This window comes from Rathayibacter sp. AY1F6 (assembly GCF_002932035.1).
Classification (GTDB): domain Bacteria; phylum Actinomycetota; class Actinomycetes; order Actinomycetales; family Microbacteriaceae; genus Rathayibacter.
Genome location: NZ_PSVD01000006.1, coordinates 69675 through 82813, shown reverse-complemented (window position 1 = coordinate 82813; position 13139 = coordinate 69675). Strand labels below are relative to the sequence as shown.

The following is a 13139-nucleotide window of genomic DNA, read 5'->3' as shown; positions in this document are numbered from 1 at the left end:
CGCAACAGATTCCGGGATGAGGCCCTCCCGGCCTGCACCCGACCGCCGCGACGTAGGCTTGCAGGGCTGTGAAACCACGCGAGACACTCACCTCCCTACCGCCGTCGCCGAGCGCCGAGCGGCGCTCCCGCGCGATCAAGTACTCGATCGCCATGGGCATCAGGATGCTCTGCGTCATCTGCCTGCTCTTCGCCCACGGCTGGTGGCTGCTGTTCTTCGCCATCGGCGCCGTGGTCCTGCCCTACTTCGCCGTCGTGCTGGCCAACGTCGGCAGTGCGGGCGAGCGCGGCAACGTCGAGCGGCCGGGTGCGATCGTCCTCTCCCGGCCGGTCCCGCCGGCTCCGTCTCCCGCCCCGGCCCCCGATTCCGAGGCGCCCACCGGCCCCGAGGGCGGCGACCCGCGGGGAGATCGGCCGTGATCCCGCTCGGCCGGGTCCCCGACGCGCACACCTGCTCCCGAGCGGGCTGCCCGCGGACGGCGACGTTCGCGATCGAGTGGCGGAACCCGAGGATCCACGCAGAGGACCGTCGGAAGACCTGGCTGGCCTGCGGCGAGCACCGGGAGTTCCTGCGCGAGTTCCTCCTCGCCCGCGACTTCCCGCTCGAGGTGAAGCCGCTCTACACGGTCGATCGCGGAGCGGAACGATGAGCGGCGACGCGCCCCGTCCCTCCTGGCGTTTCGTCTTCTCGCGACGCTGGTTCGGCTACCTCGCGCTCGTGATCGTCTTCGCCGTCGCCTGTGTGCTGCTCTCGCGTTGGCAGGTCGCGCGGCTCGACCAGGCCGCCTCGACCAACCGGCTGGTCACCGCGAACTGGACCGCCGACCCGGTCGCGCTCGACGGGCTGCTCCCCGCCGACTCCGCGTGGGACGATGCGCTCGAGTACCGCCCGGTCGAGGTCACCGGCTTCTACGAGACGCAGGGGCAGACCCTCGTCCGCAACCGGCCCTACAACGGCAATCCCGGCTTCGAGATCCTGACGCCGCTGCGGCTCGACGACGGCAGCGTGTTCGTCGTCGACCGCGGCTGGGTCCCCGTCGGCTCGACGCAGGACTCCCCCGACGCGATCCCCGCGCCGCCCGAGGGGGAGGTGACCGTCGTCGCCCGCCTGAAGCCCGCGGAGGGACGGATCGACGGACGCTCCGCACCGGCCGGCCAGATCGCCACGATCCAGCTCGACGACCTGTCGGCGCAGCTGGACGAGCCCCTGCGGACCTCGGCGTACGGCCTGCTGGTCGCCGAGGCGCCGGCGCCGGTCGACGCTCCCCCGCTGGCCGCGATCAAGCCGGTCGCCGACGAGGGCCTGCACATCAGCTACGCCGTCCAGTGGGTGCTGTTCGCCGTCATGGGCTTCGGCGGGCTCGGCTGGGCGATCCGCCACGAGTACCGCATCCGCAACGCCGACGACCCCGAGGTCGTCGCGGCCGAGGAGCGGCGCGAGGAGCGCCGCCGACGCCGCGGCCGCAGCGACTCCGAGGTCGAGGACGAGCTGCTCGACGCCCGCTAGGCGAGCGTGATCAGGTCGAGGTAGTCGGCCGCCCAGTGGTCCTCGGTGCCCTCCGGCATGATCAGGACGCGCTCGGGGTTCAGCGCCTCGACGGCTCCCTCGTCGTGGCTGACCAGGACGACCGCGCCCTCGTAGTGCGCGAGCGCGTCGAGGATCTCCTCGCGGCTCGCGGGGTCGAGGTTGTTGGTGGGCTCGTCGAGCAGGAGCACGTTCGCGCCCGAGACCACGATCATCGCCAGGGCGAGACGGGTCTTCTCCCCGCCGGAGAGGACCCCGGCCGGCTTGTGCGAGTCGTCGCCGGTGAACAGGAACGAGCCCAGGACCCGGCGGGCCTCGGTCTCGGTGAGGTTCGGGCTGGAGGAGACCATGTTCTCGAGCACCGAGCGCTTGACGTCGATCGTCTCGTGCTCCTGCGCGTAGTAGCCGATCCGGAGGCCGTGCCCGGCCTCGATCACTCCGGTGTCGGGCTGGTCGACACCGCCCAGGATGCGCAGGAGCGTCGTCTTGCCCGCTCCGTTGAGCCCCAGGATGACGACCTTGGAGCCGCGGTCGATCGCGAGGTCGACGGCGGTGAAGATCTCGAGCGAGCCGTAGCTCTTCGACAGGTTCTGAGCCTGCAGAGGGGTGCGACCGCAGGCGGACGGGGTCGGGAACCGGAGCTTCGCGACGCGATCGACCGCGCGGACCTCCTCGAGCCCGCTGAGCATGCGCTCGGCCCGCGCGACCATCTGGTGCGCCGCTGCGGCCTTCGAGGCCTTCGCGCCGAACTTCGCGGCCTGCAGCTGGAGGGCGCCGGCCTTCTTCTCGACGTTGACCCGCTCCTTCTTGCGGCGCTCCTCGTCGGCGGCGCGCTGGCGCTGGTAGTTCTTCCAGTTCATGTTGTAGACGTCGATGACCTGGCGGTTGGCGTCGAGGTAGAAGACGCGGTTCACGGTCTCGCCGACCAGCTCGATGTCGTGGCTGATCACGATGAAGCCGCCGCGGTAGTTCTTGAGGAACTCGCGGAGCCAGACGACGGAGTCGGCGTCGAGGTGGTTCGTCGGCTCGTCGAGGATCAGCGTGCTCGCGTCGGAGAAGAGGATGCGCGCGAGCTCGATGCGGCGCCGCTGGCCACCGGAGAGCGTCTTGAGCGGCTGGTCGAGGATCCGGTCGGGGAGGTTGAGGTTGCTCGCGATCGACGCGGCCTCCGCCTCAGCCGCGTATCCGCCCAGGGAGAGGAAGCGATCCGTGAGGTTGCCGTACTTCTTCATGCCGGCCTCGCTCACGGAGGTGTCGCTGCTCGACATCGCGACCGTCGCCTCCTGCATGCCGAGCACCAGCTGCCCCAGCCCGCGGGCGTCGAGGATGCGGGTGCGCGCCAGCTGCTCCGGGTCGCCGGAGCGCGGGTCCTGGGGGAGGTAGCCGATCTCGCCGCCGCGGTCGACCGTGCCCTTCGAGGCGATGAGGTCGCCCGCGAGGACCTTGGTCAGCGTCGTCTTCCCCGCCCCGTTGCGGCCGACGAGGCCGACCTTGTCGCCGTCGCCCACCCGGAAGGAGACGTTCTCCATCAGGAGTCGGGCGCCGACTCGGAGTTCGAGGTCGTGCACGCTGAGCACAGTGCTGTCCGTTCCCGCCAAGAAATGGCGTTCGGTTCGGGAGGAGTGGGGCAAGGGGCCGCGATGCGGCAGCCCCCTAGTATATTTCCTGAGCCGCGGGGCGGATCCACGTCCGCTCACCGCGGACGCGCTCGCTCCTCGCTCTCGGGCGACCAGGACTCTCGGAGATCACCCATGTCCCCTTCCTCTTCCGCCCTCACGCGCCCGGTCCTCGCCGACCGGCTCGTCACCCGCTCCGTCGCGACCGACGCCCTGCTGGTGCTCGCGGGTGCGGGTCTCACCGCAGCGATGGCGCAGCTGTTCATCCCGATGTGGCCGGTCCCCTTCACGGGCCAGACCTTCGCGGTCCTCCTGGTCGGCACGACGCTCGGCGCGCTCCGCGGCGCGCTGTCCATGCTCGTGTACGCGCTCGTCGGCGCTCTCGGCGCCCCGGTCTTCACCGAGGGCTCGCACGGCTGGGCGGTCCTCGCGGGTCCCACCGGCGGCTACATCGTCGGCTTCGTCCTCGCGTCGATCGTCACCGGATGGCTCGCTCAGCGGCAGTGGGACCGTCGCGTCGTCGGCACGCTGGTGACCTTCCTCGCCGGCACCGCCACCATCTACCTCGTCGGTCTGCCCTGGCTGGCCGCCGCCCTCGCCTCGCTGGGGCTGCCCGCCGACCTCGGCTCCGTCCTCTCCGCGGGACTCGTGCCCTTCCTGGTCGGCGACGCGCTCAAGGCGCTGGTCGCCGCCGCGCTGCTCCCCACCACCTGGGCGATGCTCTCGCGACGCTCGCGCTGAGCGGTCGCACGGACGCCGAAGGGCCGGGAGGACGATTCCTCCCGGCCCTTCGGGCGTCCGGCAGAGGTCGAGCCGCCCGGTCCTCCTACTTGACCTCGGTGGAGACTCCACCGACTCGACCGGCGGGGACGACGACGGCCCTGGACTCCGGAGCCGTCCCGCCCGGCCGTTCCGGCTCCACGACGGACTGCGACCGGCTGAAGACGACAGGAACGCCGAAGGGCCGGGAGGACGACTCCTCCCGGCCCTTCGGCGTCGGTGTGCAGCGGTTAGATCGAGAAGCCGAGTGCGCGCATCATGTCGCGCCCGTCCTCGGTGATCCGGTCGGGACCCCACGGCGGCATCCAGACCCAGTTGATCCGGAACGCCTCGACGATGCCGTCGAGCGACTCGGCGGTCTGCTCCTCGAGCACGTCGGTCAGCGGGCAGCCCGCCGAGGTGAGGGTCATGTGGATGACGAGGGCGTCGTTCTCGTCGTCCCAGCCCAGGTCGTAGATGAGTCCCAGGTCGACCACGTTGACCCCGAGCTCGGGGTCCATGACGTCCTTGAGGGCCTCCTCGACCTGGTCGAAGAGCTTCGGCTCGAGAGTGGTGACCGCCATGATCAGACCGTCGCCGAGGTCAGGAAGCGGTCGTAGCCCTCGTCCTCGAGCCGGGTGGCGAGCTCCTTGCCGCCCTGCTCGGCGACGCGGCCGGCGACGAAGACGTGGACGAAGTCGGGCTGGATGTAGCGCAGGATCCGGGTGTAGTGCGTGATCAGCAGCACGCCGAGACCGGTGCTCTGGTGGGCGCGGTTGACGCCCTCCGACACGATCTTGAGCGCGTCGACGTCCAGGCCGGAGTCGGTCTCGTCGAGGACGGCGAACTGCGGGGCGAGCAGCTCGAGCTGGAGGATCTCGTTGCGCTTCTTCTCGCCGCCCGAGAAGCCCTCGTTGACGTTGCGCGCCGCGAAGGACGAGTCCATGCGGAGGTTCGCCATCGCCGACTTGACGTCCTTCGTCCACGTGCGGATGGCGGGCGCCTCGCCGGCGATCGCGGTCTTGGCGGTGCGGAGGAAGTTGGTGTTGGTCACACCGGGGATCTCGACCGGGTACTGCATGGCGAGGAAGAGGCCCGCGCGGGCGCGCTCGTCGACGGACATGTCGAGGACCTCGACGCCGTCGAGGGTGATCGAGCCGCCGTCGACGTGGTACTTGGGGTGTCCCGCGATCGTGTACGCGAGGGTGGACTTGCCGGACCCGTTGGGGCCCATGATCGCGTGGATCTCACCCTGGTTGATGGTGAGATCGACACCGCGGAGGATCTGCTTGGTCCCCTGCTCGGTCTCGACACTGACGTGGAGATCGCTGATCTGGAGAACGGACATTCAGACTTCCTTCGTGACGGTCGGGTCGATGTAGACGTCGCCGTCGATGATCTCGACGACGAAGACGGGGACCGGCTCGTAGGCCGGGAGGTTCAGCGGGGTGCCGGTGCGGAGGGAGAACTGGGAGCCGTGCGCCCAGCACTCGAGGCTGTCGCCCTCGACGAAGCCCTCGGAGAGCGAGATCTCGCCGTGGGTGCAGGTGTCGCCGATGGCGTGGATCTCGCCGGCGGAGTCCTGCACGACCGCGATCGCGACTCCGTCGACCTCGACCCGCATGGCCTGATTGGGGATCAGCTCGGAGACCGAGCAGATCATCGCGGCGTTGCTCATGCGGGGACCGCCGCTCCGCGGGAGGAGCCGGTCTGGCCGGCGCTGCCAGCGAGCTCCGCCTCGATCGCGAGCTGCAGGCGGTCCTCGAGCTCGGCGACCTTGATCTGCTGCACGATCTCGCTGAGGAACCCGCGCACGACCAGGCGTCGCGCCTCGTCCTCACGGATGCCGCGGGACTGCAGGTAGAAGAGCTGCTCGTCGTCGAAGCGGCCGGTCGCCGAGGCGTGCCCCGCTCCGGCGATGTCACCGGTCTCGATCTCGAGGTTCGGGATGGAGTCGGCGCGCGTGCCGTCCGAGAGGACGAGGTTGCGGTTCTGCTCGTAGCTGTCGGTGCCGGTGGCGCTGTTGCGGATCAGGACGTCGCCGATCCAGACGGTGCGCGCGCCCTCGCCCTGCAGCGCGCCCTTGTAGGTCACGCGGCTGCGGGTGTCGGGGGCGTCGTGGTCGACGTACACCTGCTGCTCGAGGTGCTGGCCGCCGTCGGCGAAGTACAGGCCGAAGAGCTCGCCGTCCGCTCCGCGCTCGACGAGGTGCGCCGAGGGGTTCACCCGGACGATGGAGCCGCCGAGGGTGACCACGATGTGCTTCACCTTCGCGTCGCGTCCGACCCGCACGAAGTGGTTGGCCAGGTGCCGGGCGTCGTCCGCCCACTCCTGCACGGTGACGACGGTGAGTTGCGCGCCCTCGCCGACGAGGATCTCCACGTTCTCCGCAAGGGAGGCCTCCCCCTCGTTCTGCAGCACGACGACGGCGCGGGCGTAGGGCGCCGCCTCGATGATCGTGTGCGCGGCCCGGGGTGCGGAGCCGAGGCCCGAGCGGACGAGGGTGGCGACCTTCTCGTCCTCTCCCGTCACGCGGACGGCGAGGGCCTTCTCGAAGCTCGACCAGGCGTTCGCGGCGGCGCGGTCCTCGGGGAGGCCGGCGGTGCCGATCCGCTGGTCGTCGCGGCCGACCCACGAGACCTCCACACCGTCCACCGCCGCGTGCTCGAGGGGGACGGGCGAGCCGTCGAGCGCGCCGTCGATGAGATCGCCGAGGCGGGCGACGGGGGTCAGCTTCCAGGCGATCTCGCGGCCGGTGACGGCCTCGAATGCCTCGACGTCGGCCGACGCGAAGCGCTCGGAGCGCGTCTGCACGGGCGTGAACGCCCCGTCGGAGTGGGCGCTGATGCCCAGGCGCTCAGCGGCGGCCGCGCCGTCGATCTCGGGGGTCGCGGCGCTCGTGGGGACCGTCATCTGGCGGTGGTTCCTTTCGATGGGTGCGGGGCGCCCCGTCCGGGCGCCCCTTCGAGGGGGGAGGCGGGCGTCAACCGACGCTGCCCTCCATCCCCATCTCGATGAGCTTGTTCAGCTCGAGGGCGTACTCCATGGGCAGCTCGCGCGCGATCGGCTCGATAAAGCCACGGACGATCATGGCCATCGCCTCGTCCTCCGGCAGGCCGCGCGACATCAGGTAGAAGAGCTGCTCCTCGCTGACCTTCGACACCGTCGCCTCGTGGCCGAGCTGCACGTCGTCGACACGGATGTCGATCGCCGGGTAGGTGTCGGAGCGCGAGATGGTGTCGACCAGGAGGGCGTCGCAGCGCACGGTGTTCGCCGAGTGGTGCGCGTTCGCGTCCACCCGGACCTCGCCGCGGTATCCGGCGCGACCGCCGCCGCGGGCGATCGACTTCGAGACGATCGACGACTGCGTGTACGGCGCCATGTGGACCATCTTCGCGCCGGCGTCCTGGTGCTGGCCGGGGCCCGCGAACGCGACGGAGAGGGTCTCGCCCTTGGCGTGCTCGCCGACCAGGAAGATCGACGGGTACTTCATCGTGACCTTCGAGCCGATGTTGCCGTCGATCCACTCCATCGTCGCGCCCTCGTGCGCGATCGCGCGCTTGGTGACGAGGTTGTAGACGTTGTTCGACCAGTTCTGGATCGTCGTGTAGCGCACGCGGGCGTTCTTCTTCACGATGATCTCGACCACGGCCGAGTGCAGCGAGTCCGACTTGTAGATCGGAGCCGTGCAGCCCTCGATGTAGTGGACATAGCTATCCTCGTCCGCGATGATCAGGGTCCGCTCGAACTGGCCCATGTTCTCGGTGTTGATCCGGAAGTAGGCCTGCAGCGGGATGTCGACGTGGACGCCCTTGGGGACGTACACGAAGGAGCCGCCGGACCAGACCGCGGTGTTCAGCGCCGCGAACTTGTTGTCGCCCGCGGGGATGACGGTGCCGAAGTACTCCTCGAAGATCTCGGGGTGCTCGCGCAGCGCGGTGTCGGTGTCCATGAAGATGACGCCCTGCTCCTCCAGGTCCTCGCGGATCTGGTGGTAGACGACCTCGGACTCGTACTGGGCCGCGACACCGCCGACGAGGCGCTGGCGCTCCGCCTCCGGGATGCCGAGCTTCTCGTACGTGTTCTTGATGTCGTCCGGGAGGTCGTCCCAGGTCTGCGCCTGCTTCTCGGTGGAGCGGACGAAGTACTTGATGTTGTCGAAGTCGATGTCCGACAGGTCGGCGCCCCACGTCGGCATGGGCTTGCGCTCGAAGAGCTTCAGGGCCTTCATGCGGCGGTCGCGCATCCAGGCGGGCTCGTTCTTGAGCGCGGAGATGTCGGAGACGACCTCGGGCGAGATGCCGCGTCGTGCGGAGGCTCCGGCGGAGTCCGAGTCGGACCAGCCGAACTCGTAGACGCCCAGGCTCTCGAGCTCGGGGCGGTCGATCAGGATGTCTGACATGTGTACCTCGTTTCCTACCCACTGCTAACCGGTCGGGTCCCGGAGTCATTCCCCCGGGGGTGGCCCGCGGGTGCTCTCCGGCCGGTCGCGCGATCGATCTGATGCGCGGAGCGGATGATGTGCGTCCCTGGATTCCGGAGGTGTGCGTCGGCGCTCCATCGGGCCGTGTGCGGATCACGTGCGCAGGGTGCGTCGAACCGTGACCAGCTTTTCATTCTACCGGCGTCCGCCGTTCAGGGGAACCTCCGCACCTGGGTGTCGGCCGGGCACCGGTGACGTGCCTCCAGACGCGCATGGCCATACCGGTGTCGGTGGTCCGTGATTCGGTTCCGCCATGACGAACGACGCATCGACCCCGATCCCCGCACGACTCGTGACCGCACTGGTGGGCGCCGGCCTGCCGACCGGACCCGCGCGGGCGTTCGGCCCTCTCGCCCGCGCGATCGCGGCCGACCTCCCGCTGCGGGCGCTCCCCCGCGTGCTCCTGCGCCTCCGGCGGCACCTGCTCTCCGCCGAGCCGGAGCCCGCGGTCAGGCGGCGGGCTGGAGCTCCTGGGCGGCGTCCCGGCGCTGGGCGCGCACGGTGAACAGCCTCGGGTTCACGTCGAGCAGCACGCGGACCGCGCCGACCCAGACGAGCGCCGAGCCGAGGAGGTGCACCGCGACGAGCGTCTCGGGCAGCGCGGTGAGCGACTGCACGACCCCGACCAGCGCCTGCAGCACGACGACCACGAGGAAGGCGATCACGCGCCGCCGGGCGAGCTCCGAGCCCGCCGCCCGCGACAGGCGCAGGAGCAGCGCGGCGCCCACGACGAGCATCGCTGTGCCGAGCACGCCGTGCACGACGGTCACGCTCTCCCAGTGGAACTGCATGCGGGGCACCTCCGCGGAGTCGCCGGCGTGCGGACCGGTCCCGGTCACGAGGGTCCCCACGAGGATCACGAGGAGCGTCAGGCCGACGAGCCCGATGCTGAGCGCCCGCGTCGCGCGGTCCGGCTCGAAGGCCACGGACTGCGAGCGGTGGGCGCGGTGCCACGTCAGTGCGGTGGTGGTGAGGAGGGCGATGGCGAGAACGAAGTGCCCGGCCACGATGTACGGGTTGAGGCCCGAGTGCACGGTCGCGCCGCCCGCGAGGGCGTTCGCGACGACGAGCCAGAACTGCGACCAGGCGAGCCGGGTCATGGTGCGGTCGCGCGGCTTCTGCAGACGCGCGGCCGTGATCGCCCAGCCCACCGCGACCACGAGGACGCCGGTGAACGCGCGGTTCGTGAACTCGATGAAGCCGTGGATCCCGAGCTCGGGGGTCGAGGTGAGCGAGCCCGGCTCGCACGCCGGCCAGGTGGGGCAGCCGAGGCCAGAGCCGGTCAGCCGGACGACGCCCCCGAAGAAGATGATCAGGATGCTCGCGACGAGCGCCGCGGTGGTCCCCCAGCGCAGTGCGCGCGTACCGAGGGTCACCCGCTCGGCGAGCAAGGAGAACGGCGTCAGCATCAGAAGGGCAGCAGCGGGTCGATGCCGACGGCGAGGAAGAGCAGGGTGAGGTATCCGATGGACCCGTGGAACACCCGCATCGGCGAGACGTGCTCGTGACGGATCGCGAGGCTGTAGAGGCGGTGCGTCTCGGCGATGAACCAGACTCCGCTGCCGAGCGCGACCACCGTGTAGAGCACCCCCATGCCGGCGACGGGGATCAGCAGGAGCGAGCAGGCGACGGTGGCCCAGGCGTAGAGGATGACCTGGAGCCCGACGATCGTGCGTCCGCGCACGACGGCCAGCATCGGCACGCCGGCGGCCTGGTAGTCGTCCCTGTACTTCATCGACAGCGGCCAGTAGTGCGGCGGCGTCCAGAGGAAGATGACGGAGAAGAGGATGACGGGGGCCCAGTCGAGCGAGCCGGTGACCGCCGCCCAGCCGATCAGCACCGGCATGCAGCCCGCGATGCCGCCCCACACGATGTTCTGCGGCGTCCGGCGCTTGAGGAAGAGCGTGTAGAACACGACGTAGATCAGGATCGCGGCGAGCGAGAGGCCCGCGGAGAGCCAGTTGGCCGTGAGGCCGAGCCAGACGATCGACAGGACGCCGATCGTGGTCGCGAAGACGAGCGCGGACCGGTCCGAGATCTCCCCGGTCACGAGCGGCCGGTTCTTCGTCCGGTTCATGATCCGGTCGATGTCGCGGTCGAAGTAGCAGTTGAACGCGCCCGCCGACCCGGCGCTCAGGGCGCCGCCGATCAGGACGTTGAGGACCAGCAGCAGATTCGGGATCCCGCCCTGCGCCAGGATCATCGTCGGAGCAGTCACCACGAGGAGCAGCTCGATCACGCGCGGCTTCGTCAGAGCGACGAAGGCCTTCACCTTGCGCGAGAGGGTCGTCGGCGACGCCCCGTCCCGCTCGACGGCGGTGGTCTCCACGACTGCGTCCATTGCTCCTCTAACGATTCGATGATCCCGAACGAGTGTAATGCGCCCGTCCGGGAGCCGGGCCCGGCGTGCACGCTTGTCCAATCGGACGCAGACATATGCGACCACGCAACCCCCGGTCAGCGGCGCACCCCCCTCCGTATACTCGGGACTGCTCGCCAGAGCGCCCGGCACGCACCCGAGCCCGCCCGACGATCGTCGGCACGGGGCCGAGAGGGCCGTCGCCGGAGCATCGTGTCGAAGTCGTCATGCGGCGTGCTCCACCATGCGAGAGGGCGGACGGTCCCCGTCTGCCCCACGTCTCGAGAAGGGTCAGTACCAAGTGTCAGAACTGCAATGGGAATCCATTGACGAGAAGGCAGTCGACACGGCGAGGGTTCTCGCCGCGGATGCGGTCGAGAAGGTCGGCAACGGCCATCCCGGAACCGCCATGAGCCTCGCGCCCGCCGCCTACCTCCTGTTCCAGAAGGTCATGCGCCGCGATCCGTCCGACGCGACCTGGATCGGCCGCGACCGGTTCATCCTGTCGGTCGGCCACTCCTCGCTGACCCAGTACGTCCAGTTCTACCTGGGCGGCTACGGACTCGAGCTCGACGACCTCAAGGCGCTGCGCACCTGGGGCTCGAAGACCCCGGGCCACCCGGAGTACGGCCACACCGACGGCGTCGAGATCACCACCGGGCCGCTCGGCCAGGGCCTCGCCTCCGCCGTGGGCTTCGCCTACGCCTCGCGCTTCGAGCGCGAGCTGTTCGACCCGGAGGCCGCCGCGGGCACCTCCCCGTTCGACCACTTCGTCTACGTGATCGCCGGCGACGGCGACCTGCAGGAGGGCGTCACCAGCGAGGCCTCCTCGCTGGCCGGCCACCAGAAGCTCGGCAACCTGGTCGTCATCTACGACTCCAACCAGATCTCGATCGAGGACGACACCAACATCGCCTTCACCGAGGACGTCAAGGCGCGCTACGAGGCCTACGACTGGCAGGTCCAGGTCGTCGACTGGAAGAAGACCGGCGAGTACCACGAGGACGTCGCCGAGCTGCACGCCGCGATCGAGGCCGCGAAGGGCGAGACCGACAAGCCGTCGCTCATCATCCTGCGCACCATCATCGGCTGGCCGTCGCCGAAGAAGCAGAACACCGGCAAGATCCACGGCTCCGCCCTGGGCGCCGACGAGCTCCGCGGACTCAAGGAGGTGCTCGGCTTCGACCCCGAGAAGACCTTCGACGTCGCCGACGAGGTCATCGAGCACACCCGCAAGGCCGTCGAGCGCGGCCAGGCCCAGCACGCCGAGTGGGACGAGCAGCTCGCCGCCTGGGCCTCCGCGAACCCCGAGAAGAAGGAGCTGCTCGACCGGGTCCTCTCGGGCGAGCTGCCCGAGGGCGTCCAGGAGGCGCTCCCCGTCTTCGAGCCCGGCAAGGAGGTCTCGACCCGCGCCGCGTCCGGCAAGGTCATCAACGCCCTCGCCGGCGTGATCCCCGAGCTGTGGGGCGGCTCCGCCGACCTCGCCGAGTCGAACAACACGACGATCGAGGGAGCCGGCTCCTTCGTCCCGACGGAGTTCTCGACCCACGAGTGGACCGGGAAGAAGGGCGGCCGCGTGCTGCACTTCGGCATCCGCGAGCACGCCATGGGCGCGATCCTCAACGGGATCGTCCTGCACGGCAACACCCGCCCCTTCGGCGGCACCTTCCTGATCTTCTCCGACTACATGCGCCCGGCGGTCCGTCTCGCCGCGCTCATGAAGGCGCCGGCCATCTACGTCTGGACCCACGACTCCGTGGCGCTCGGCGAGGACGGCCCGACGCACCAGCCGGTCGAGCAGCTGTCGACCCTCCGCGCGATCCCGGGCCTGGACGTCGTCCGCCCCGGCGACGCGAACGAGGTCGCCTACGCCTGGAAGACCATCCTCGAGCGCCGCGAGGGCCCCGCCGGCCTCGCGCTCACCCGTCAGAACATCCCGGTGTTCGAGCGCGGCGAGGGCGACGCGGAGGGCGAGACCTTCGCCTCCGCCGCGAACGTCGCCCGCGGTGCCTACATCCTGGCCGAGGCGCCGGGCGGCACCCCGGACGTGATCTTCATCGCGACCGGCTCCGAGGTCCAGATCGCCGTCGAGGCGCGCGAGGCCCTGAGGAGCGAGGGCGTCAACGCCCGCGTCGTCTCGGCTCCGTCCCTCGAGTGGTTCGAGGAGCAGGACGCCGAGTACCGCGAGAAGGTCCTGCCCTCCTCGGTGAAGGCGCGCGTCTCGATCGAGGCCGGCCTGAGCCTGGGCTGGCAGAAGTACGTCGGCGACGCCGGCCGCTCCGTCTCGATCGAGCACTTCGGCGCCTCGGCCGACTACAAGACCCTGTTCCGCGAGTTCGGGATCACCACCGAGGCGGCACTGTCCGCCGCCAAGGAGTCGCTCGCAGCCTCCTGACCC

Annotated in this window: 13 protein-coding genes; 5 read left to right on the top strand and 8 right to left on the bottom strand. The window is 70.1% G+C overall.

What is annotated here, in order from left to right:
* Positions 1 to 68: 68 nt before the first annotated feature.
* The 3 genes from C5C44_RS07605 to C5C44_RS07595 are packed head-to-tail and all read left to right on the top strand — an operon-like array spanning position 69 to position 1506.
* The gene (locus C5C44_RS07605) at positions 69 to 419 is read left to right on the top strand and encodes a DUF3099 domain-containing protein (RefSeq protein ID WP_104335625.1); all 351 of its coding nucleotides are present in this window, start codon (positions 69 to 71) and stop codon (positions 417 to 419) included.
* Entirely contained in the window at positions 416 to 649 is a 234-nt protein-coding gene (locus C5C44_RS07600) for a hypothetical protein (RefSeq protein WP_104335624.1), read from the top strand. The genes C5C44_RS07605 and C5C44_RS07600 overlap by 4 nt, the downstream gene beginning before the upstream one ends.
* Entirely contained in the window at positions 646 to 1506 is an 861-nt protein-coding gene (locus C5C44_RS07595; RefSeq protein ID WP_104335623.1) for an SURF1 family protein, read from the top strand. Before C5C44_RS07600 ends, C5C44_RS07595 begins: the two co-directional genes overlap by 4 nt.
* On the opposite strand, the gene C5C44_RS07590 is transcribed toward C5C44_RS07595, so the two are convergent.
* Positions 1503 to 3101 carry an ABC-F family ATP-binding cassette domain-containing protein gene (locus C5C44_RS07590; RefSeq protein ID WP_104335622.1) on the bottom strand — a complete coding sequence of 533 codons (1599 nt, stop codon included), beginning with the start codon at positions 3099 to 3101 and terminating at the stop codon, positions 1503 to 1505. The genes C5C44_RS07595 and C5C44_RS07590 overlap by 4 nt on opposite strands.
* Positions 3102 to 3275: 174 nt before the next feature.
* Here C5C44_RS07590 and C5C44_RS07585 point away from each other — a divergent pair, with 174 nt between their 5' ends.
* Positions 3276 to 3881: a biotin transporter BioY gene (locus C5C44_RS07585; protein ID WP_104335621.1), complete on the top strand. Its 606-nt coding sequence runs from the start codon at positions 3276 to 3278 to the stop codon at positions 3879 to 3881.
* Positions 3882 to 4150: 269 nt separating this feature from the next.
* Here the strand turns inward: C5C44_RS07585 and C5C44_RS07580 are convergent, their stop codons facing one another.
* From C5C44_RS07580 to C5C44_RS07550, 7 genes are all read right to left on the bottom strand, one after another.
* Complete coding sequence (locus C5C44_RS07580; protein ID WP_104221939.1) at positions 4151 to 4483, bottom strand: metal-sulfur cluster assembly factor; 333 nt, start codon at positions 4481 to 4483, stop codon at positions 4151 to 4153.
* Positions 4484 to 4485: 2 nt separating this feature from the next.
* On the bottom strand, positions 4486 to 5247 hold the full coding sequence (sufC, locus tag C5C44_RS07575; RefSeq protein WP_104221937.1) for a Fe-S cluster assembly ATPase SufC: 762 nt from the start codon (positions 5245 to 5247) through the stop codon (positions 4486 to 4488).
* Positions 5248 to 5577, bottom strand: coding sequence for a non-heme iron oxygenase ferredoxin subunit (locus C5C44_RS07570; protein ID WP_077222834.1), 330 nt, complete (start codon positions 5575 to 5577; stop codon positions 5248 to 5250). It lies immediately after the preceding gene.
* Positions 5574 to 6812 (bottom strand): Fe-S cluster assembly protein SufD, encoded by a 1239-nt coding sequence (gene sufD / locus C5C44_RS07565; protein WP_104335620.1) that lies wholly within the window; start codon positions 6810 to 6812, stop codon positions 5574 to 5576. The genes C5C44_RS07570 and sufD overlap by 4 nt, the downstream gene beginning before the upstream one ends.
* Positions 6813 to 6882: 70 nt before the next feature.
* Positions 6883 to 8301 carry a Fe-S cluster assembly protein SufB gene (gene sufB, locus C5C44_RS07560; RefSeq protein WP_104221933.1) on the bottom strand — a complete coding sequence of 473 codons (1419 nt, stop codon included), beginning with the start codon at positions 8299 to 8301 and terminating at the stop codon, positions 6883 to 6885.
* Positions 8302 to 8831: 530 nt separating this feature from the next.
* A complete protein-coding gene (locus tag C5C44_RS07555; RefSeq protein WP_258066687.1) occupies positions 8832 to 9758 on the bottom strand; it encodes a heme A synthase in 927 nt (308 codons plus the stop codon).
* A gap of 32 nt (positions 9759 to 9790) precedes the next feature.
* Complete coding sequence (locus C5C44_RS07550; RefSeq protein WP_104232635.1) at positions 9791 to 10723, bottom strand: heme o synthase; 933 nt, start codon at positions 10721 to 10723, stop codon at positions 9791 to 9793.
* 319 nt (positions 10724 to 11042) lie between these two features.
* On the opposite strand from C5C44_RS07550, the gene tkt reads away from it, so the two are divergent.
* The gene (gene tkt, locus C5C44_RS07545) at positions 11043 to 13136 is read left to right on the top strand and encodes a transketolase (protein ID WP_104225291.1); all 2094 of its coding nucleotides are present in this window, start codon (positions 11043 to 11045) and stop codon (positions 13134 to 13136) included.
* The last annotated feature ends 3 nt before the right edge of the window (positions 13137 to 13139 follow it).